The sequence below is a fragment of the Paenibacillus sp. G34 genome (assembly GCF_056856875.1).
Genome location: NZ_CM166469.1, coordinates 2,132,906 through 2,156,009, shown reverse-complemented (window position 1 = coordinate 2,156,009; position 23,104 = coordinate 2,132,906). Strand labels below are relative to the sequence as shown.

General features: G+C 42.1%; 14 protein-coding genes and 1 tRNA gene. 2 read left to right on the top strand and 13 right to left on the bottom strand.

The window, feature by feature from the left end:
* Positions 1–8: 8 nt before the first annotated feature.
* From AC1VYS_RS09845 to AC1VYS_RS09825, 5 genes are all read right to left on the bottom strand, one after another.
* Complete coding sequence (locus tag AC1VYS_RS09845; protein ID WP_482914084.1) at positions 9–692, bottom strand: response regulator transcription factor; 684 nt, start codon at positions 690–692, stop codon at positions 9–11.
* Between the two features lie 272 nt (positions 693–964).
* Positions 965–1,633: a Type 1 glutamine amidotransferase-like domain-containing protein gene (locus AC1VYS_RS09840; protein ID WP_482914083.1), complete on the bottom strand. Its 669-nt coding sequence runs from the start codon at positions 1,631–1,633 to the stop codon at positions 965–967.
* 40 nt (positions 1,634–1,673) lie between these two features.
* A complete protein-coding gene (locus AC1VYS_RS09835) occupies positions 1,674–2,696 on the bottom strand; it encodes a serine hydrolase domain-containing protein (RefSeq protein WP_482914082.1) in 1,023 nt (340 codons plus the stop codon).
* A gap of 14 nt (positions 2,697–2,710) precedes the next feature.
* Complete coding sequence (locus AC1VYS_RS09830; protein WP_482914081.1) at positions 2,711–5,122, bottom strand: excinuclease ABC subunit UvrA; 2,412 nt, start codon at positions 5,120–5,122, stop codon at positions 2,711–2,713.
* 163 nt (positions 5,123–5,285) lie between these two features.
* The gene (locus AC1VYS_RS09825) at positions 5,286–13,337 is read right to left on the bottom strand and encodes an immunoglobulin-like domain-containing protein (protein WP_482914080.1); all 8,052 of its coding nucleotides are present in this window, start codon (positions 13,335–13,337) and stop codon (positions 5,286–5,288) included.
* Positions 13,338–13,758: 421 nt separating this feature from the next.
* Here AC1VYS_RS09825 and AC1VYS_RS09820 point away from each other — a divergent pair, with 421 nt between their 5' ends.
* A complete protein-coding gene (locus tag AC1VYS_RS09820; protein ID WP_482914079.1) occupies positions 13,759–15,984 on the top strand; it encodes a sugar-binding protein in 2,226 nt (741 codons plus the stop codon).
* A 169-nt stretch (positions 15,985–16,153) separates the two neighbouring features.
* Here AC1VYS_RS09820 and AC1VYS_RS09815 read toward each other — a convergent pair whose 3' ends face one another.
* The 5 genes from AC1VYS_RS09815 to nrdR form a co-directional block, all read right to left on the bottom strand.
* Positions 16,154–16,780, bottom strand: a complete 627-nt coding sequence (locus tag AC1VYS_RS09815; protein WP_482914078.1) for a type 1 glutamine amidotransferase family protein — start codon at positions 16,778–16,780, stop codon at positions 16,154–16,156.
* A 107-nt stretch (positions 16,781–16,887) separates the two neighbouring features.
* A complete protein-coding gene (locus AC1VYS_RS09810; RefSeq protein WP_482914077.1) occupies positions 16,888–17,850 on the bottom strand; it encodes a helix-turn-helix transcriptional regulator in 963 nt (320 codons plus the stop codon).
* Between the two features lie 238 nt (positions 17,851–18,088).
* Positions 18,089–19,378, bottom strand: a complete 1,290-nt coding sequence (locus AC1VYS_RS09805; protein WP_482914076.1) for a hypothetical protein — start codon at positions 19,376–19,378, stop codon at positions 18,089–18,091.
* A gap of 567 nt (positions 19,379–19,945) precedes the next feature.
* Positions 19,946–20,018 (bottom strand) — tRNA-Ala (locus tag AC1VYS_RS09800).
* A gap of 204 nt (positions 20,019–20,222) precedes the next feature.
* Positions 20,223–20,690: a transcriptional regulator NrdR gene (nrdR, locus tag AC1VYS_RS09795; protein WP_090920285.1), complete on the bottom strand. Its 468-nt coding sequence runs from the start codon at positions 20,688–20,690 to the stop codon at positions 20,223–20,225.
* Between the two features lie 115 nt (positions 20,691–20,805).
* On the opposite strand from nrdR, the gene AC1VYS_RS09790 reads away from it, so the two are divergent.
* On the top strand, positions 20,806–21,027 hold the full coding sequence (locus AC1VYS_RS09790) for an alpha/beta-type small acid-soluble spore protein (RefSeq protein ID WP_017689472.1): 222 nt from the start codon (positions 20,806–20,808) through the stop codon (positions 21,025–21,027).
* A 99-nt stretch (positions 21,028–21,126) separates the two neighbouring features.
* On the opposite strand, the gene AC1VYS_RS09785 is transcribed toward AC1VYS_RS09790, so the two are convergent.
* Genes AC1VYS_RS09785 through AC1VYS_RS09775 form a run of 3 tightly spaced genes read right to left on the bottom strand, consistent with a single transcriptional unit; the run spans position 21,127 to position 23,078 of the window.
* Positions 21,127–21,690 (bottom strand): lytic transglycosylase domain-containing protein, encoded by a 564-nt coding sequence (locus AC1VYS_RS09785; protein WP_441925580.1) that lies wholly within the window; start codon positions 21,688–21,690, stop codon positions 21,127–21,129.
* The gene (gene coaE, locus AC1VYS_RS09780; RefSeq protein ID WP_482914075.1) at positions 21,687–22,283 is read right to left on the bottom strand and encodes a dephospho-CoA kinase; all 597 of its coding nucleotides are present in this window, start codon (positions 22,281–22,283) and stop codon (positions 21,687–21,689) included. The genes AC1VYS_RS09785 and coaE overlap by 4 nt, the downstream gene beginning before the upstream one ends.
* Positions 22,284–22,313: 30 nt before the next feature.
* Positions 22,314–23,078: an MntP/YtaF family protein gene (locus AC1VYS_RS09775; RefSeq protein WP_482914074.1), complete on the bottom strand. Its 765-nt coding sequence runs from the start codon at positions 23,076–23,078 to the stop codon at positions 22,314–22,316.
* Positions 23,079–23,104 lie beyond the last annotated feature (26 nt).

Sequence of the window (23,104 nt, the reverse complement as noted above, 5' to 3'; positions counted from 1 at the left end):
GGAACCTCCTATAGAGTAACGGCCATGTACCCCAGACCTTTTTTCGTTACAATTCCATCAGCCAACTGAAGGTAAGACAGCTTTTGACGTAATCTTGTGATGTTGGCTGTCAGCGTATTGTCGTTAATGAATTGATCATCATCCCAAAGCATCTGCATCAGTTCATGACGTGAGATGATTTTGTTATTGGATTTCACTAAAGCCGACAGGATAAAAAATTCATTTTTGGTCAGGTCAATCGTCTCACCATCTTTATGAATTTCACCGCTTTTCAGATCAAGCATCGCTCGGTTCCATTCAATCACATCAGAGGAAGCCTCTTCATATGTATAGGTCCGGCGAAGAATAGCCTGCACCTTGGCGATCAGTACATCCATGTGAAACGGTTTCGGAACGTAATCGTCCGCTCCCAAATTCATTGCCATCACCATATCCATCGGATGATCTCTGGAGGAAAGAAAGATAATCGGCACTTTGGACACAGCACGAATTTGCCTGCACCAATGAAAGCCGTCAAACTTGGGAAGCTGTATATCAATCATGACCAAGTGTGGGCGATGTTCCACAAAAGCATCCATCACCTGTGCGAAATCCGTTGGACTACTCACTTCATATGACCACTGACTTAATCCTTCTCGAAGTGCTTCAAGAAGAAGATCATCATCCTCAATAATAAAGATATTCATGTTCATGGTAACACCCCTCATCTATATACTTATCCATTCTAAAGTAAAAACGACCAGAAAAACATCTAGAAGGACTAAGCGTCCTTCATTAGCAGTTTCTGGGGATTTACTCGTATCTATACTGAATGAAGATTTACACCACTACTACGATAACAGAATAACCTTCCTACCGCTGTATTAAATACGAGTATCTAAAATCTGTAGAAGTTAAAAAAACCGCCATTGAAGGCGGTCTAAAAATGTTCCTTCTCTGCAATTGTTTACAAGCCATAATTTAATCAGAATGTTTCAATCACTTTCTGAATCTTAGATTCGGAAATTAAATATACAGGGCCTAGGATATCAAGCTTACCATCCTTTACACGAATAGCATTCTCCTGCTCTGCCGCATAAACATTCATCTGTTCAGATAGTGGAAACAGGTAACCTTTAACAAACGTGCTATAGTCGCGTCTAGCATGAGATTCATAGGCAAAATGATCAAAGTTCAAACCCTTATAAATCGTAGTTGTTCCATCCTTAGGTGTAGTGTCACTCGAAGATATCCATTTTGCAGACATATTTAATGCACCCGCGCTTGCACCGAGGATAACGGCATTGCTGTTTTTAATGACATTCGACAGCTCATATTCCGCCAAAAACTCGTGTTGCTGAACAGGATCTCCCCCACATAGAAAGATGACAGAAGCGTTCTGAATGAGCTGCTGAGCCTCTTCTTTCTGCATACGATAATCAATGAAGTGATATTCATCAAAACTAAGGCTAGCCTGAGTTAACCAGGTCCATTCCGTAATATCCTCAAAGTTCACTTGCTCTCCTTCATGATCAGACGGCTCAGCGCTAATCATTACAAGCGATTTTCTATCTGTGATATCCTCTTGCAATCGTTCAACCAGTTTCTCTGGAAAAAAATTATTAAACCAACTGAAATAGTAGTGAGTGTTCAAACTGTATTAACTCCATATGTATAATTGAAGTTTCAGACGATTATCCTGTGACGGAAGGAATAACAAAGTCGCGAATGATAGATCTTGGATTCTTCCAATTTCGTGCAGCAACCTTTGCCGTGATAACAACGACTATATCCAGTTCAGGAATACCACAAATGTATTGCCCTCCGGCACCTGCTGCAAAAAATACCTTATGACCTCTTTCCTCGCTTATCCACCAATGATATCCGTACGTTCCGATTGACTCCGACCCACCACTTTTTTCACTGGTAGAATCTTTAACCCAAGAAGAAGAAATGATCTGTTTATTATCCCAAACTCCGTTATTCAGATATAAATATCCTAGCTTCGCCATATCCCGTGATAATAACTTTAGATCACAAGCTCCATATGGAATTCCCTTAGGATCAGCGAGCCAAGTTCTCTTTCGAATACCAAGAGGAGAAAAAAGGTGTTTGTCAGCAAACTGTTCAACTCCTTGATTCGTTACTTTGGCTACTATGGCAGACAATAAATGTGAATCCGGACTTTTATACTGAAAGCTCCCCTTTAAGGCAGGGTTAACAGGTAATTTTAAAATAAAATCAACCCAGTCATTACTGCGAATCAACCGGTCAGTCATTCTTTCAACTAACCAACGATCGGTTTGCCAATAAAAACCTGAACACATTGTCAACAATTGCTCAACAGAAATTTGTCCTACTAAAGAAGTTCGATCAGAAATGTATTCAGTGAATATATCCCCTAATTTCTCATCAACACCAGATAGATATTTTTCATGAATTGCAATTCCAACTAATGTCGAAGTGAAGCTTTTGGTCACAGACCTCATATCCATTAAGTCTTTCTCATTAAATCCATTAAAGTAACGTTCATTAACAATAAAACCATCTCTAATTACAAGCAAACTGTTTACATTACTAAAGTTCTCGAGAATGTAATTATTAGCTTTTGCAAGGATACCTTCATTCATTTCTTTCTCTTCAGGGGCGGAAGTCTGCCAATCATCGGTAGGCCAATAGCTTCGTTGTATTAATTTGTTTTCTTTAGAATCTTTCATGATCTCTCCCAAATTCATAATTTTAGATATTTCGAGATTATCGATTCCTTATCATTCACTAGATCCCGGGGTGAGCCTTGAGCAATTACATATCCCCCTTTATCTCCACCTCCGGGTCCAAGTTCAATAATCCAATCACAGAATGACAGGAATTCTGGATCATGTTCTATAACGATGACCGTGTTCCCTTTTTGAGTTAAATCTTCTACTAATAACATTAATTTAGAAATATCAGAAGAGCCCAGGCCAGTCGTTGGTTCGTCAAGAACATAGAGCATATTTGATTTTCGAATATGACCTAGTTCTTTCGCCAGTTTTACTCTCTGGGCTTCACCGCCACTTAGAGAAGGAGTTGGCTGCCCTAACTTCAAATAGCCCATTCCTACGCGCTCAAGAGTATGTAACATATGCACAATCGATCGATCATTTTTAAATATTTTTGCAGCATCCGTTATTGAGGAATTTAGAATATCGAATATATTGTTATCTTCATATTTCACTTCCAGAATTTCAGTTTTGTATCTTCTGCCTTTGCATTCCGAACATTCACGGGTAACCTCGCCAATTAATTGTACAATCCCCTCACCCTTACATGTTTCACATTGTCCATCAGAAGAATTAAATGAGAAGTGTCCGGGACCGTAACCTCTCTCCTCAGCCAAAGGCTGCGAAGAAAATACCAAACGTATTTTATCCCATATTCCAATATAGCTTGCAGGGATAGACGTTTTATGTCTTCCAATTGGAGACTGGGATACGGCAATACAGCCTTTTAACTCCCCATATCCCTCTAGTTCACAGCTTATTAATTCATCGCGAATTTCAGAGTCGTTCTCATCATCATTAATATCTGTCGACTTTTTAAATCGCTGTTTTAAAAGAGGCACCATTGTATCTGATATCAAGGAACTCTTTCCACTGCCAGATACTCCCGTTACACCTATTAACAAACCTAAAGGGATACTAACCGTAAGATTTTTAAGATTATGAACATTTACATTTTTAAGCGTAAGTTTTGGCGTAATATCGGTAACCCTCCGATATTGGTTCTCTTTTTTTCTTGGTAAAGTATATTGCTTTGATAAATATTTCCCTGTAATCGATTTTGTTGCTTGTAACATATCTTCGATGGAGCCTTGAAAAACAACTTCTCCCCCTTTTTCACCAGCCTGTGGTCCAAGTTCCAACACATAATCCGCAGCCTTGATCACCATAGGGTCATGTTCTACTACAATAACGGTGTTCCCTGCTTGTTGTATTCCCCTTAATTTATGAATAATCAATTCCTTCTCCATTTCATGAAGACCAGAAGTTGGCTCATCAAAAATATAGGTTAACGAATCAAAGGCAGATTCGATGTGATACATGAGAAAAAGCCGCTGAATCTCCCCTCCGCTTAATGATGGTAAACTTCTATTTATCGATAGATGAGACAAGCCCAATTCAATAAGAAGATCAAGTCGTCTAACAATTAGGTTTATAATCGCTTTACCGTTCGCAGAAATCTGTCCTGATTGTATAGTATCGCTAAAAAAAACTTTAAGCTCATAGATACTCATGTTCCCTAAATGACCGATATGTTTGGCATTTACAGTCACTCTGCGAGCTTCTTCTCCAATTCGAAAACCCATACAAGTTGGGCAAGTTACTCTTGAACAAAATTGAGTTTCTCCTACGCTTCGTGCTCGATCTGTAGAACTCATTCTTCTTTGTATACAAGGCAATAGACCTTCAAATACATCATGCACTCCATAATAAATGAATTGTTGAGCTTCATCGGAAAGACGACAAAATGGCTGTGTAAGGTCTATATTATTGATGCTTGCAAAGTTACTAAGTTGAGCCAGTAGTGACTTCCCGAAAAAACCTAAACCTCTGCATATTTCTATTACATTTTTATTCTTATTTGGTACAACCTTATCTCTCATTAATTCGAAACTATATCCTCGACCTCGACAATCTAAACACATTCCGAGTCCTGTATTAAAAGAAAAATAGGGAGGAGTGAGTCTGCTTTCCTGAATCCCACACTTCTCACAACACAAATTGCAATCAAGTGCAGTATTACATCTTGAGCATGTCATCTGCCCTTCCAGTGAGAAGAGCTGCCCCAATAATTGACTGATATATGTACGAGTTCCTACTACGCTACGTGGGTTCGATTGCCGAATAATTCTTTGCTCAACTGAAATCGTTGGTGACAGACCCGTAATCTCGTCAAAATGGTCTTCTTGATGGGTTTGTCCAAAAAAACCGATCGATTGAAGGTAACGATTACGTCCTTCCTCATAGAGGATATCAAAAGCAAGTGTTGATTTCCCTGATCCACTGACTCCTGTCACTACAGTGAGCTTTCCTTTTGGAATGGTTACGTTTATATTTTTCAGATTATGTTTTCGAGCATTCCTAACCTCTATAAATTTCATTTTTAATCCGCCCTAGTATAGAGTATTTTTCATTCATTGTACTGCTCTTTTGATGAATAATACAACCCGCCAAACACTCTGAAATCCTTGTATTTAGCGGGTTGTTTAGTATAGAACCTTTAATCAAATTCAATTCATAGCCACTGACCTATATTTAACAAGCTTACATCAAATTCCATAAATTATAGATCATCATTGCTGCTTCGTCACGGTTAGCCGTTTTCTTCGGCGCAAACTCATCATTACCTACACCGTTTATGATGCCTGCTCCTTGTATTGTCTCTACCGCTTGCTTCGCATAGTTTGCGATGCTTGCTTTATCCTTGAAAACTCTAGCTTCACGATCTGGTAATTTTAGTTGCTTCACTTGGATTGCCTTGTATACCATAACGGCCATATCTTCTCGCGTAATGTTCTCGCGTACACCGAAACTACCATCCGGTTTCCCGTTCACAATCCCCAGCTTCTGCGCGATTGCGATATTTCCATAGTACCATTCTCCTTGTTTCACATCACTAAAACTTGCCGCCTCGCTCTCATCCGATAAATCCAACATATTCATCAGCATCGTGATAAATTCTGCTCTTGTCACCTGACCTTTCGGATTAAATTCGCCATTCCCTACACCCTTTACGATGCCTCTTGCTGCCAATGCCGAGATCGCATCTTTCGCCCAGACTTGGGTCACATCCTGAAAGTTCGTTGTAACATACGCTACCGTATACTTACTTAGATCCGTTGGTTTGAACTCTACTTGACCTGTCCCTGCATTGTATTTACCATTCATCACGACTCTTAGCTCTCCGTTGTCCTTCACATCGTATACGATGATGTTGTTTGGATTCTCAGAAGCCTTCAGCGTATATGGAAATGCAATCACAAGATCATCTCGGCCATCGAACTCCGTAAGCTTCTTACTATCAAGCGTTAGCTTGATATCGTATACGATCTCATCGTTCAACCGAGCTTGTGCGCTAGCTGGCAGTTGATTAGCTGTTATCTTCTTAATCAATAATCCTAACGTTTTCCCTGCGCTTGTTTCTGCTCCAAGCCGTTCGGTAGCCAACGTTACGACTGCTGATCCTGTGTTAACCTCGATGTGACCTACCTTAGAAGTTGCACTTGTTAAGCGGGGATCAACCGCTAGCTCAACGGTTAGCTCGTTCAAGCTTGGATCTCCTTCAAGTTGTACCTGTAGCTTACCACCGGTCGTTTGATCAAGTGCACGCTTCACCGTATCTGGGCTTAACTTCACTATAGAAGCACCGTTCTCATTAACAACTGGCTTAATGTTTATCTGACCGTTGTCCATCACCACTGGCTCACGTCCACCGGTAGAAGCTGGTGGTACTGTAGGGGCAGGGATGTTACCGCCACTGCCACTGCCACCGCCACCATCTCCATTATCACTGCTTGGTGGTTGTGCTGTCACCGTCACTGTAGCGCTGGATGATAAATTACCATCTACTGTAGTTACTGTTATTATTGCTGTTCCTGGTGCAACTGCTGTTACTTGACCTGTCGCACTTATAGTAGCTACAGATGGATTACTTGAGCGCCATCTTACTTCCTTTTTCGTTGCATTTGCCGGTGTGATCGTAGCTGTCAATTGCCCTGATTGACCTTCTACGATGGACAATGTCTTTTTGTTCAGGCTAATTCCGCTAACCGGTATCCTCTTCCCACTGAGTGCATCATACTCACTTTGTGTAATCGGAATGACCGTTCCGTGACGCGGACTAGCGGGTAAGTTGTAGTTCGAAGATAATGTCCAGACACCTGATGCAAGATTGGTTGTCTCGAATGGAATATAACCTCTTCCACCAAACTCATCTACGAATAAATACCACTTTTCTTCTGTATTCGACTTGAAGATGGTTGGCCCCTCGACCCATTTCATGTTACCCACACCTTGATTAATCATCTTGAAGGTTGGATCTAAGATCGAGTCACCCATCTCCTGGAAAATCATCTTGCCAAATGGAGCAGTAACTCCGTTGTCTCGTTCATCCTTCGTAAAACGATACACTTTTCCATCATGTTCAATCATTGTTGTATCAATGATGGAGTATCCATAATCCAAGTATACTTTCGGTTCAGTAAACGTATAGAAATCTCTTGTCTTGCTATACATCATTTGTTGATAAGCGTTACCGGTATGGGATGCATCATCAAACATTCTTGATGCCCAAAATACGATATATTCGCCTGTTGTCTTGTCGTACATGATTTCTGGTGCCCAGGTATTACCCGCTTCTTCCGGTGCAACCTCTACCATGCGTTGATCTGTCCAGTTGACGAGATCATTCGATTCCCACACCATAATGGAACGACTGCCCCATGTCTGTGCTCTGCCCCAGTTACCATTACCGTTGATTTTGAGATCGGTGGCGATCATGTAGAACTTGTCGCCTTCAGGCGAACGAATAATGAATGGATCACGTACTCCCTTCTCCCCTAAGGTAGAGGTCAGTACAGGTTTACCCTCATTCAATTCTCGCCAGTTCAACGGATCATTACCGTTACTTAGTGCAAAATAAACTTGCTCACCAGTTGAAGTACCTTCCCCAGTGAAGTAGGTGAAGAAGTATCCTGCATATTTTTCATCAGCAGGCCGTTCCTTGACCTTGGCAATAAACTCCTTCGTAGTGGATGCTGAATTTAAGGTAATCGTAGCTATAAGCTTCACGTCTACATCTCCACTACCATGGATCAGACGTTGCACTTCACCAGTCCTTGAAAGGACGTTTGGTTGAGCCGAAGTCCAAGTAATCGTTGATCCATATAATCCAGATGCCGGTAAGGAGAGATGACCTCTTACATCCTGAATGTTATGCACAACTAGTGCTGCTTTTGCTTCATCTACAGCATTGGCATCGCTCGGCAATGCTTTAACCATCAACGTAAAAGTTTTGTTTGTTGTCTCTGCACCATCGGTAAATACCGCTGTTAACGTTACAACTTGATCACCAGTTGCGTTATCTGGTCTAGTCACGACACCTGTAGTTGAGATCACATTGCTCTTATCCGTTGTCCAGCTTATTGTTGTGCCATAAGCACCTGAAGTTGGCAAGGTTACATCGCTTGTAATCGCATCTTTGGATGTATTCGAAGCAAGCAGTTCATCGATTGTTAATTTCTCTGTCGCAGCCGATACAAGCATGCCCTTCATTGAAGCAATCTTCTGATCCGCACGAGCCTTAAGAGTTGTAATATCTGCCGCCGTCATAGCACCATCATAGATTTGAAAGTCTGCAATCAACCCGCCGAAGTATGGATCAGCCGAATAAAATGACTTGCCAATGTATCCACTGCTGCCTGAAGTATTTTTTATTTGTTCTAGCGTCATTCCATTCGTTGAGCCTGATGCAACAGCAACACCATCTATATAAATGGTTAGTGTACCATCCTTGCCTGAAACAACCGTCGTAACTACTTTCCATTCATTATTCTTTAAGCCCGTGGTAGAAGTTGAAGACTCATTATTCCAGGCATTCGTCGCGATGCCTAAACGCGCTAGACCGTTAGCATTATAACGTGGTGTGAAATACATGTAGTGCGTACTATTATTTGGTCTTCCTAGTGCATACAACCACTCCGCAGCGTTTTTACCGCTCCAGTTCACAATCGATGAAACCGTGATATCTGTTAATCCATCGAGAATTCCTTGTGGCAGTTCTACATAGGAGTCCGTTCTACCCCCTTTAAAGCTCAGCACACCAGCATCTTCTGTACGAATCCATTCTGCTTTAGACGGATTCATCCATTTTCCGTTGAATTTTCCGGTTTGGTCCTTAACCGTCGCAGTCGCATGATCGATATCATTCATATCGTAGTGCAGAATGAGCTCAGCCCCAGATGGCTGCTCTACTGGAGGAGTAACGTCTTCATCTGCTAATGCTGCAATCTCTTGACCAGATAATACACGATTATAAATACGGAAGTCATCCAATTTACCATCAAACAAACGATCAGAATTATTTCTGGATTTACCAATATAATTCATCGTTGTTTGCAGTAACATTCTCGGTTCAACATTAAATGTCGAGCTACGTTTAACCTCTTTCCCATTCACATACAGTACTGCTTCAAATTCATCCATAGTAACGGCAACATGTTGCCAAGTCTTCGTTGGTAATAGTCCAGTATTTCGCAATGCATATTTATAATCTGATCCGAGTTTCGTGCTGTCATTGCTAAATTTTTCTGTAAAAGGGGTTACGACAGCGAACTCTAGACTACCTGTATCGCCTTGAGTACTCAAGTACATGGTGTTGCGGTTAACCTGTCTGCCTGTTTCGGAAGCAAAATCAAAAATTCTTTGATTGGCTTGATTTTTGTCCATTTGAACCCATGTAGAGAACGTAGCCTTCTCCAGATTCAAAGATTGAATCAGGTTATCTGGCAGTTTCACATATCCGGTTGCCCCATTAAGTTCTAGCGAAGCCCCCGTTTTACCGATACGATCCTCTTCATTAATCGTTGCTCCACCTACTAGTGTTGCGTGATGGCCATTCCCCGAAATGTCGTTCAACGTTGTACCATTCACAGTATTTGCATCAAATGAGTAATGTACAACCGGGTCTGTTGATGGTGCAGGTCCCTTCAAAGCATACTTCTCTTGCAAAGTATTGTACTCCGCACGTGAGATTGGAATCACTGTTCCGTGCCTTGGTCCTGGCGGAAGCGCATATTGATCACTGCTTAATACATTGTTCATATATTGCGTGCTACTATCCAGATCTGTTGTATATCGTACATGATAAGGCCATGAATCCAGTAACAGATACCACTTGTCTTGATGAATATCCTTAAATATGGTTTGTCCTTCGTTGTTTCCATTTTTTCCAATCAAGCCAAGTTTGTTATCACGTGTACCCGGAACAGCGTCGTATTGAAGGCCATTGGCAGTAATACCGTCCTTGTCATAGTAGAAATTTGGTGCTTTCTCTACATACACTTTGGTATTGACTTCTGATTTGGTAAATCGATACAACATATCATTATGCTCAATAAACGTCGTATCAATGGTTGGCAGTGACTCATCGATCATGACCTTTGGCTCTGAAAAGTTATAGAAATCTCGTGTTGTTGCATAATACATCACATTATACTGACCTGCGGGTCTCCCGTTATAATCACCGTATGTCTCTGTATTTTTCATCGATGATGCCCAAAATACGATATACTCTCCGGTTGCAGAATCATAGATCGCTTCAGGCGCCCACGTATTTCCTGCTGTCTTGGGAGCAACCTTGACCATTCGCTGCTCGCTCCAGTTAACGAGATCCTCCGACTCCCAGACCATCATATAATGACTACCTGTAATTTGAGCCTGGTCGAAATTCGTACTTTCTCCCATTTTCAAATCGGTTGCCAGCATATAGAATTTATCACCTTCTGCTGAACGAATAACGAATGGATCACGAAGTCCCTTTTCTCCCATATTCGATTGAAGGATCGACTTCCCATTATTGAGTGCTTTCCAATACAATGGATCTTCGGCTGTAGCGAAGGAGATTTCTTCACCACCCTCATATTCACCTGTAAAGTACGCAAAGAAGTACGCATCAAGCTGTACTGGCGCAGCTGCTTTTTTAATGGTAAGGTCAAATGTACGCTTTTTAGAAGCTGATTCATTTGTAATTGTGGCTGTTAACGAAACGGATATATCCGTAGCTTGACGGCTTACCCAGCCTAGCTGTGTAGCATTACCAGCCGTTTCAGCCGTTCCTTTAACAACATTAGGTTTGCTAGACGTCCACGTAATAGTGGAGCCTTGTTCACCTGTAGTCATAAGACGTAAGTTGCCTTTAACGTTGTCTCGATTGTAGATCTCTAATTGTTCAGCATCCAGATCAACCTTCTGCTGGTCATCAAATTGCCTCAAGATCGTAATAGGGAATACAGCCGATGTAGATACGCCTTGATACGTTAATGTAGCCGTTAGCTCTGCTTGAACATCGTTTGACTGAGCATTTGGACGTTGTACAGTGCCACTGTTAGAAATAACCGCAGGCTGACTGGAACTCCAGGTGATACTTACGCCGTTTTTACCGCTTGTCGGTAAGGTAACATTCTTCGTTATTTTATCCGCACTCTGATCTGCCTCGTCCAAGTAACGATCCATGCGAAGTTGATTCGCTGCATCATCAACAGTAAGCTGACGTATTTTCGAGATGTGAGTTACGGCTTCTTGTTGATATAACTCGCCCATTTCTTGCTCCGTCAACGCACGGTCATATACTCGGAAATCAGCTACGCTTGCTTGAAGATATGGATCGTTCGCAAAGATGGACTTTCCGATAAAACCAGAGAACGTAGAATCCGGATTAATGATGTCTGACAGTTTTAGTCCCTTCGCATTACCTGAAGCAGCCTTTACGCCATCCACGAATAATGTGATCGTGTTGCTGGCTTCAGAAAAGGACACCGTTACATGCTTCCACTGTCCACCGATCAGATTGGAGTTTGCGCTGCCTGTGACTAATGCTTCGTTCGGCCAGCCATTTTTGGATATACCTGTAGCAATCATATTGCCTGATCCGCTACCGTGACGTGGGGTTACGAAAAAATATTTGTTCGTTTCCGGTGTTAACACCGTACCCAAACCGAAGATCCAGCGATTCGTACCATCATTCGTCCAGTTTACGATGGAAGATACGGTAATCTCATTCAGACCTTGTAGTAGATCAAGTCCATTGGAGCCCTTAGGAATCTCGACATATCCACTATTGGATGTAGAGCTTCCACCATTGAAGGATATAAAACCAACCTCACTGTTCGAAATGAATTGTCCATTATTTGCATTTTTAAATATCCCATCAAATGTAACTTGCTTGTTGGCGACATCCTTCAGTACAAGTTGACCATCTACTTCTTCAGTGGTTTTCATGTTGTAATGAAGAATCAGATCATCATTTTGCGACTTGGCTTGAACGTGAATAGCGGATACAGCTGTAAAATCTCCATCTTTCGTTTGTACCGTAATGGTGGCTGTCCCTTCACTAACCGCTGTAACGTTACCCGCCGAATCGACATTCGCTACACTGGAATCACTCGATGTCCAGGTAACTCTTTTATTCGTTGCATTCGCAGGTAAAATTGTAGCCACGAGTGTCTCGCTGTCCCCCACTGATAAACGAAGTTCAGGTTTATTAAGCGAAACACCCTTAACCGCAATCTGCTCAATAGAGGCGTCCTTAGATAGCAAGGTGACGATAAACGCCTTCGTTGTTTGGTTCGCACCCAAAGAAATGATTGCTGTTAACGTCACTTGTTGCTCCATTTCTCGTAAAAACACTTCCCCCGTTGGACTAATCGCACTCTCATCACTGGAAGTCCATGATATCGATGAACCGTACTTATTAGAAGAAGGAAGTTCAAGAGATTCGGTAACAGCAGATAGGTCACCTAATGTTAGCTCTTTTTTGCTTAGTTGTACTTGCTTTTCATCGAGCGAATGTTGATATACTCCAGCGACATCATCACTACTTAGTGCCTCTCCGTAAATTCTCAAATCTTGAAAGCTACCTGCAAAAGTAGCATCCCCTAAATAATTGGAGCGACCGATGTAAGCTTGCAAATCCGTGCCAAAGCTTGCTGTTGTTTTCTCTTTGGCAACGGTGCCTGTACTTACTCCGTTAATGTAACCTGTAATAGAGTCTTCTGTGATGACCGTTGTATAGTGAACCCATTGACCTTCGTACTGTGACGTAGAAGGGCCTGATACGCCTACCTCCGTCGTCCAAGGCTGGTCAACATTGTTTTGATCTGTAACAACCGACTTAAAATCACCACTTGGATTGGATGGATTAAACAGCCAGTAATTCGTTGGCAATTGATTTTCAGCTGCTGGCGTACCGTAGAATAATGCTGCGTAGTTTCCGCGTCCGGTGTTACTCTTGATCCATACAGATATGGTTGTGTTCTCTTGATGATCGAACAAGCCCGTAGGAAGTTGCACATAGTTCGTATTGCTATCTGTCCCACCAGGCAGAGTAAGACCATCAGCATACGTAATGTTGCCTACTGCCGTTCCATGCTTACCATGACCTGACGTATCCAATACATCCTCAAGCAATGGATAATGCGCCAACATCGTTGGTGTTATTGGGTCAGCTGAAGCTTGATTGTTAAATGGCATACCCCAATTAAAACAGCTACTGAAGGTCAACAGTAAAACCAAAGTGATGTTTGTCATTCTCTTTCGCATAGCATTCTTCCCCTCGTTTAATTTTCAGAAGTACACAAAACCATAGCTCGCTTTCGAACCAAGACCCCTTCACTCAAGAAACTAGAGAACCACCCCAAAATGAATACGCTTACATTTTTCCATATTACGTGTTCCGCTATTTCAATTCAATGTACTATCATGTTAATAACGTGGACTTTTTTATTTCAATTTGATATTTGATGTGGACTGAAGCGTTGTCCCTATACCTCGAAGTCATCGTTTTTATACCTCGAAGTCATCGTTTTCATTCCAAAATATACTCTACATTGAAATTAAAGGATTTAACACCAGATAAACATAATATATATAGTTGGGCGCTTGTCAACTTGATAACGCTTCCAAATACGGATGCGAGTAAACCATGAGCGTACCGGATCAAAAAATAAGGAGGATTGCATCTATGCCAAAACGATTTAGAAAAATGCTCGCGTTCCTTTGTTGCTTGGTAATGGTGGCCTCGCTAATGCCTACGAGCTATGCTGTCGGCAATGACAACATCGAGCACGTAACCGTAACGAATGAAACACCAACTGCCATTTTCGGAACTCCCGAACTCGGGTCAAACGACCCCCTCTGGAGCCAAACCATGGAGCATCACATCAACAAAAGCACGGTACCCACCGACCCCAGACCCCATGCCACGGGTACAGCCAGAATCCTTTGGGATCATGGCTACCTGTATGCCCGCGTAGTTGTGAATGACAGTAATCTATATCAGGGAGCTGGCGGAGATCACCGGTACGACAGCCTGGAGTTTTATGTGGGTACCGGTACCAGTGGCTCGAACCAGTGGCGTGTCAGCGCGACGGGGGTATTTTCAGGGCAGGCCGCTCCAGGCAGAGCTGCATGGACCCAGATCACGGATTCCGGATATATCGTGGAGATGAGAATACCCAAAAGAGATTTGATCTTACAGGAAGGAAATCTTACCTTCGAGGTCTATATCAATAACTCGACAGTAAACGGCGGTGACCGCTATGAAGTCGTTTCCTCTTTTGGAGTTCCAGACGCAGCTTATACCAGCTCTGATTCATTTACAGACAGCCTGCAGCTCATCCCAGCTAATGAATTAGACACTAGATTATCCATTACCGCCACTGCCGGACCGGGCGGCTCGATCATGTCGAACCCACCCGGCGATGTGCTTAGAGTAGACCCAGGCTCTAACAAAGAAATATCGTTTACCCCCGATTCCGGTAAAGTTGTGGATACGGTAACGGTAGATGGCGAGACCGTGACCCCCTCTGCTGGCACTTATACCTTTACGAATATTCAAAATGATCATACCATTCATGCGACATTCAAAAACGATCCCGACGCAGACATACTTCCCTTTGTCGTATGGAATGACAACTTTGCCAGTGGCGAGTACACAACGGCTGTTATCATTGACTTAGGCGAGGGGAATGCGGCGTTAGGCTCCAAGCTTCGTCCAGACTTGTTTGCCTTATCGGCCAGGAATACGACCCTGAACGGTGAAGCGGTTACCTTACAAGGACCACGCAAGATCACAAGGGTATATGCTAATGATGAACCTAAGGTACGAGGCTATGTGGGGCCGGTAAGCAATTCGCCAGATTATCAGGACGGACTGGCGAGTGGCCGCTACATCGTCGTTGAGTCTGAGTTTTATTCAGAAAGCGGCGGCAATACAACACTGGATGGCAGTAGTAACTCTACAAAACAGGTTTACACCCTCATCCCAAAGGGTGAGATCGTACTGACAGAAGGAAATCCGCTTCAAAACGTAGTTTTTGAACAGGAAAAAGTTGTGAATCCCATCCTTGATAAGTTCACAACATTCGCGGATCATTCGGTCAATCGCTCGCTCTACCTTCACAAGGATAAAGATGGTAACGTGATGAAAGGATTACCGCTGTATGTGTATACCCATGGCATGTCACGCGGCGGAACAAACGCAGCGGCAGACCAAAAAGCAGCCATGAAATCCGCCAACGGTTCCGTCGCTCTGATGAAAAAAATGGCACAGAATCCTGAAAAATACGCCAGCCACATTCTGAATATTTCCTATAATGGCGTATCTGTTCCCTCAACAGAGAACGTTAAGAAGGTCATAGATTCCCTGATTGCCAGCGGTGATGTAAATCCTAACCGTGTTTACGCAGCAGGCTTCTCCTGGGGCGGCCAATATACGAACAACTTAGTTAACAGCTATCCCGGCTTCTTCGCTGCCGCCGCACCTATGGCTCCAGTAAGCGGTTCACCGAATGCTAACGCCAATGGTGCTCACAACACCCTGGCCTATTGGATGTTTTTAAATGCTCATAATGTTGGAAGCTACCAGACTAACCTCAATAACTACATCAATACGAATATGCCAAAAATGATTAACGCGAGAGCTTCCCGCTTTGAGAGTAATGAAGTACTTACATGGCCATACAATCAATTTGATCAGCCGAATCTGAGGCCGAATCCCGCCAACACACCTGTTCTGGCTGATTATATAGCGCATGAAGTTGAAGCGGCGGTTCTTTACAATCAAATAACGATGGGAACTTGGAGTATAGCTCCCACGGCCCAGTCCTCTAATTTGCCAGCTTGGAACAATGACTACACCGATGTCTTTGATTGGATGTTCGCGCAGCGAAAACCAGTCATGCCCTAAGCGCGAGCGGATTCAAACTGAACAATATCTAACCTTAAGTGGACCCCTAAAGAACCATTTTTAGAAAAAGTCCTTACATTACTCCCAATAAGAAGACAGGCTAACGATGTAATTCATCAAAAAAACGCCATCACTTAAATGTGATGGCGTTTCTCTTTGAGTAGAGCTATCATTGAATTGAATTCATTAACGCGTAAAAATATTGAGGTTCATGCGTTTTATTATGATGATACCATGCGTCTAATGTCTCTGGAGAGAATACATCTAGCGCTCTTAAAACATGAACAGAAAATTCAAGTGGAGCTACTCCGGAAGCGGTGATCAGTTTCCCATCCGTAACAGCAACGTCCAATTTGTAATATTCTTCGCCTGTGTAAGACGGACAAATCATTTTAAGATACGCCAGATCATTGCTTGTATGCGAGCGGGAATCTAACATGCCTGCTTGAGCAAGTCCTATGGAAGCTCCGCAAATCGCTCCAACTACGATCCCTTCCTGTAAACACATCTCGGCAAATTTTATTATGGGCCTGTGAATATCCTCTGTCCATGTGTTTCCCCCAGGTAAAATCAATGCATCTACGCTTGTAATGTTGCACTCATCCACTGTAATATCAGGTGTTATTTTCAATCCACCCATCGTAGTTACTGGAGTCTTTTCGATCCCAACAGTAACGATTCGTGCTGGAGCTATCCCCTTTCTAAAGTATCTTCCTGAGTTCAACTCGGCTGTTAAATAACCTATTTCCCAATCGGACATGCTGTCAAAAACATAAAGATATACTGTGTTTTTCATTTTTGAATTTCTCCCTTTTCTTATCTATCAAGGACTACAATCCATCGATAATCACTGACTATCTCATTATAAAATAGCTTCACTGACATCCGCTGTCAGTGAAGCTATTATTGTTGATAATATTCCATTAACTCTGTTGCAATAGCAACAAGTCTGTCTTTCACACGCTGGGGTTCGATGATTCGAATGGACTTACCATAGGATAGAAGAAAATAAGGGACAGAATTATGAATGGATTTTTCCTCAAATAAAAAGATGGCTTGATTAGATGTTCGCTCTTGCAGATGATGACCGAAAAACCAATGCATGCTTAGTTCGTCTAACGCCTCCGGCCTGCCTTCGATCCTTAAAGAAATTAACCCTTCCTTCCCCACAAGATCAGGTAACAGGTTTTTCATAAAAAAGTCACGGCTAGAAAAAGCTTCAGGACGCTTAAAAATGAGTTGAGTACGCTTGATTCGTAAAATCCGATCTACTCGAAAACTTCGTATTTCATTTCTTCGGTGGCAAAATGCAACTGTATACCATTTATTGTTCCAGTATACGATACCATACGGATCGATCATCCTGTTCTTTGGCTTCTCATCATGATTTGTACGGTAATCCATCTCTACAGTGATTTCCTTTTCAACAGCATGCTCTAATTCTGCTAATACGAGCTGACTCGAAGGGCTGACCATGCGGTTGATCACTTCAAATCCAGTTAATTGTTGGTTTAGTGTGCTCTCCTGTTGCTCATTCGAATACATTTTCAACTTGGATGTCGCATTCTCTAATGTCTCAGTCAATGGATATCCGGCTTCTTTTGCAAAAATAGCAGCATGAAGAAGTGTCTTCTTTTCTTCCATATCAAATAGCAGAGGCGCTCTGATAAAATGATTCAGCAGACTATATCCACCATGATGACCTGCGTCAGATATGATAGGCACCCCACTAGAACATAGTGCATCAATATACCGATAAACGGTTCTTATATTGACTTCTAACTTTTCGGATATTTGCTTTGCAGTTAACTTCTCTCCCGAGTTCAACATCCATAGGATGGCTAACATATTATCTTTTTTCGGCATAAAACACCCCCTCACTCATTTCATCATATTAGGAATTCCAGATACGTCAATTGCTTACATTCGTTATAGGTCTTATTAAAAATCACATTTTTGCGACTCGTGAATTTCACCTTATTATGGTTCCATTCGCTCTCCTTTGAGCAGTCATTTTCACTACAATAACTCAACATGTAACTAAGTAAACCAAAAAAATGTAGTCTCAATTTCATCTATCTTATTGAAGTATTTAAACAGAATTCTATTTAGTAATAAAGTTAGAAATTATCTTAAACAGACTAAATCGTGTATTCTTATGCGAAAGTGTGAGATATTGCTCAAGGACAGTATGAGATAATATCGCTTCCTCCAGTGCTCTATGGAGAAATCCCTTAAAATTTATTAGTTCTTCTTCCAATTTACTTTCTGTATACTTTACTATGTCCTCGTAAGCAACCGAACCACCATATTTGTTATATTCTTCAACGAACTCATTTTTACTTAGCATACCATTATTAATTTTTTTAAATTTCATAAATAGATCAGATAAATATGAAATTTTCTCTAACCTATTTTCAATAGCCTTCCGAAATTTATCTCCTTCAATCAGTTCCCAATCAAGATGCGTTTCTCTATACAGTCCCAATTTAAGTGTTTCATACCTCACACACTTGTTAATTCTCAGATAAATATAACCAACTTTCAAATCAGAAATATCTTTTAAGACTTCATTTATCTTCTGTAGATGAACTTGAAAAGACTCAAGCCCTTTGTAAAGATCTTGAATGTTCCTGTACTGGAAATGTCTCCAAGACTCTCCCGTCTCTCGTTTTAACTTATTATCTTCAAATAAGTAATTATCAGTCTTCGTAACTAACTGACAATAAATATTCGGTAAAGAACTGATTTTATGATTAAGTTCGGCAATATTAGTGTATGACCCGGTTCTAATTTTCCATAACTCGTTCTCTATAGTTTCCTGATATCTAATTACTTTTTCATACTTCTCCTCATTGACTTTCATCATAGCACGCCATTTAAATGAAGAAGAAGATAACCGTAAAAGGATCAGCAGAGAGAGAACAAATAGACTAAAGCTAACAAAATCATTTACTTTCTCATACTCAAATTTTGTAAGGGCTAAGTAGACCTCATCAAAAGACAATTGTCTAAGCCAATTATAGCTTGTTATAGGGGCAGTAGGAAAATAGTACATAGCAATTGTACCCCAAACCACAAAATTAGTAGGGCTAACTGCAACCATGCTAATAAATAATGCATTTAAAGTACGAGATAGCACAATCGGACTGTATTTATCTGACTTTTTAAACACATTGTCACTTGGCCAACTATATTGAAATAAGTGTGGTGAAATTTTATATAAAAGCTTGTCAAACAAATAGAACCATTCAGAGAGCAGTCTTATTGTAGAAATGGATCTTCTCTTTCTTGATAATTCATATAGATAAGCCAACAATTGGGAGAAACTAATTATAAGCATATCATAAACTACCAATAAAACAGTCAAACAAACAAGCAAGAAACTATACATGAGCAGAATCCTCACAACTATCCAAGTGCCCAAGTTATCTATTAAAGAAATAACAAGAATTATGTATTCATAAACATTCAGAATGAACGACCACATCATTGAAGACCTCACTCACTGGAAGTATTTTAATTAATATAGACACCAAGCTAATATTTTTCTAAAACGCAATAATCCATATGTTATATTTTATAACATTATTTTATAATTACATCTTATTTTCTTCATCGTCTGCTGTAAAATCTTTATTATGCTAACTCGAAATTAATTTATAATTTCTTTGAAAATAATCATATCTTTAGTAACTCCAAACACATACAGCTATATATTACCTTCATTTTCATCTTCATCTCTTAAGTAAACCTCTAAATTATATTAAAAGGTTTTTAGACTATTGGGCTAAATCGAAAGAAACTTCTAGCATTAGCTTCAGACTACGCCTCTTATATAAAAGGCATTCTGTGAACCCTTTCCCTATAAGTCAGTCCATATAAACTAAAACTTGAAGTTCACTCCTTATACGCTCAAAACACAAAAAACCGCCCCTTTCGGAGCGGCTTTTCCTTAGTATGGAGCCTAGGGGGATCGAACCCCTGACCTCATCGCTGCCAGCGATGCGCTCTCCCAGCTGAGCTAAGGCCCCAGGATATGATGTTACATCTTGTCCAGCACTGCTAAAAACTCATTTTACAAGCGACTTCTATATCATATAAAATCCCTTCTGGACTGTCAATACCCTTCTGAAGCACCGAAATCTATGGAGAAGAACATTCATGTTACGGGCACAAACGGCATGGCATATACCAGACGCAGCTCCGGATTGCTCTTCTCCTTTTCCCCCACTACATTAGTCCTCCAGATCTTCCTTGGACAGCAGTGACTTCAGTTCTTTCATGAACATGTTAATGTCTTTGAACTGGCGGTACACCGAAGCAAATCGCACGTACGCCACCTCATCCACCGGAAACAGCTGCTCCATTAACAATTCACCAATCTGACGACTCTCTACTTCAGCTTCGGCTGTGTTACGCAGTGACTTCTCCACTTCAGATACCATCATCTCAAGCGTTTCCACCGATACCGGACGTTTCTCACAGGCACGAATCAAACCACGTAGAATTTTGTCGCGGCTGAATTCCTCCCGGCTGCCGTCCTTCTTAATGACGATTAACGGTGTTTCTTCAATCATTTCAAAGGTTGTGAACCTTCTCGCGCACTGCTCGCATTCGCGGCGGCGGCGGATGGATTTGGATTCATTGGCTGGTCTGGAGTCCAACACTTTGGTACCTAAATAACCACAATAAGGACATTTCAACTAAGATCACTTCCCACTTTTACTTTTTACCACATATTCCCTGAGCATATCTTGTAATGAAAATCGCATTCGCGACACATAATACTTTTACCAACCCGCGAGGAGGTGAACAGCAATGGCACAAAGCAACGGTAACTCCAATAACTTGGTTGTAACTAAAGCTTCCGCAGCTCTGGAGCAAATGAAATATGAAGTAGCTCAAGAACTCGGAATCAGCATCCCACAAGATGGATACCAAGGTAACATGACTTCTTACGAGAACGGTTCGATCGGTGGATACATCACGAAGCGTCTGGTAACAATTGCAGAACAGCAATTGGCAGGTCAATACCAATAATTATCTGCATCGTAATACGTTACACAGAGGAGCATGGGGCGGCCGGTACACTACCGGTCTGCTCCGTGCTTCTCCTTATCTCTTTTCCCAGCAATCGCTCTAGAACGTATCGTAGATCTTCACATACTGATTATAATAGTAAATAACCCGTTGTACATAGTGGCGTGTTTCACCAAAAGGAATATCTTTCACCGTTTCCAGTGTTCCATCCCATACACCGTTTTTCAGCCAGCTGCTGACCTTCCCCGGTCCGGCATTATACGCGGCAATCATCACAATTTCGTTGCCGTCGAACTGGTCTGACAGATTCCGTAAATACCATGTCCCCAGTTGAATATTTCGTCCGGGTTCATGTTTTAATTCCTCCAGCGAAGTGTGGGGAATCTTGGCTTGTTCCAAAATCCAGTTCGCCGTATCGGGCATGAGTTGCATCAATCCGATCGCACCACGCTTCGATTCTTTGCTGGTCTTGAAATTGGTCTCTACTCTGATAATAGAGGCGATCAGAAACGGATCAACTTCATAACTCTGAGATTGTGCGCGAATTTCTTCCTTGTATTCAATCGGGTAAAACCACGTCATCCAGTTGCTGTTTAGAAATAACACAAGTACAAAGGAAACAAACATGATCAGCAATACACGTTTTTTGCGCAATATTTTCATAACAAGCCCTTATGCGTTAAAAAAGATTGCAATTGCTGCTCCGTCTGCGCCCATGAACCGCTGTTATCAATAACGATATCTGCCCGCTCTTTTTTGCGTTCAATATCCATCTGTGCTGCAATACGCGCTTCCGCATCAGCCCGGCTCATCTGATCCCGGCTCATCAGTCGCTCCAGTTGTACTGCTCTAGGTACATATACGACCATAACTTCCGTAAAACCTTCCTCAAGACCCGACTCGTAGAGCAACGGAATATCCGACACCACCAGCTTGTCCGGATGGTTCAATTCGTATGCAGCCGCTCTCTCACGCATTTCCTTCCGGATCGCAGGATGAGTGATGGCTTCAAGCGCTTTACGTTCCTCAGGGTGCTGAAAAACAATACTCCCTAACTTTTTCCGATCCAGTGTCCCGTCCTCATTCAGGATAGCTTGTCCAAACCGCTGAACAGCAGCAGCCAAAACGGGATGCCCAGGCAACATAACTTCCCGGGCAATAACATCTGCATCGATGAGCAGCGCTCCCTTACTGGCCAGATAGGCGGAAACACTGCTTTTGCCTGTTGCGATTCCGCCCGTTAAGCCTATATTCATCGTCTCACCTCATAACAGCTTTATTACTCCTCAAAACAACTTGAATATTCCCATAATCATTAACAGCAGGGCCGGTAGAACTGAGAGTTTCTGCATCCAGCGCTGTGCTGCAAACCGTAATCCTACCTTCATGCCAAGTGACAGAAACGCCCCACTAAACAACGCAATCACCAGTGCCGTCCACAGCGTAGGGAATCCAAGCAATGCCGCACCCAGACCTGCCCCAAAAGCATCCAGTGACAGCGCGATTCCGAGCCACATCGCTTCCTGTGCGGAGATACTGCCTGAGTTATCCATGTCCGCTTTGGACGGGCTGCGCAAAATTTGAATAACCACACCTAGCTTGCGCAGTTCCAGTGTAAATACCATGCGCTCCACCGAACCATCCGTTGGCGAAGGCTGCACTTCCAGAACCATTAATTGATTCTTGCCTCCAGATGTCAGACCCGAATCTGTAGTCACTCTTCCTTCTACCAGCTTTTCCTGCGACACTCCACTTTCAACTTCCTCACGTTCTTTGCCCCGCCGCCTGATCAGTTGCAAAAGCGACCACGCACCGATCACAATCAGAATGACAGCTCCCACAATCGAAGCCACACCTGGCGACACCACATGAGATAATAACACGCCAACCTGCATAGACAATGCGATAACCAATCCCGAACAAAGCGAAATAATGGCAATGGATAAGAGCGGAATCTTGGTCCTCCGAAGTCCATATGTAATTCCAACTCCGAAACCATCTAAACTCACTGCAAAAGCAAGCGCCAGTAATGAAATAAAATGATGCAGCACCCCGGATTCCTCCCCTGTGCGGTACG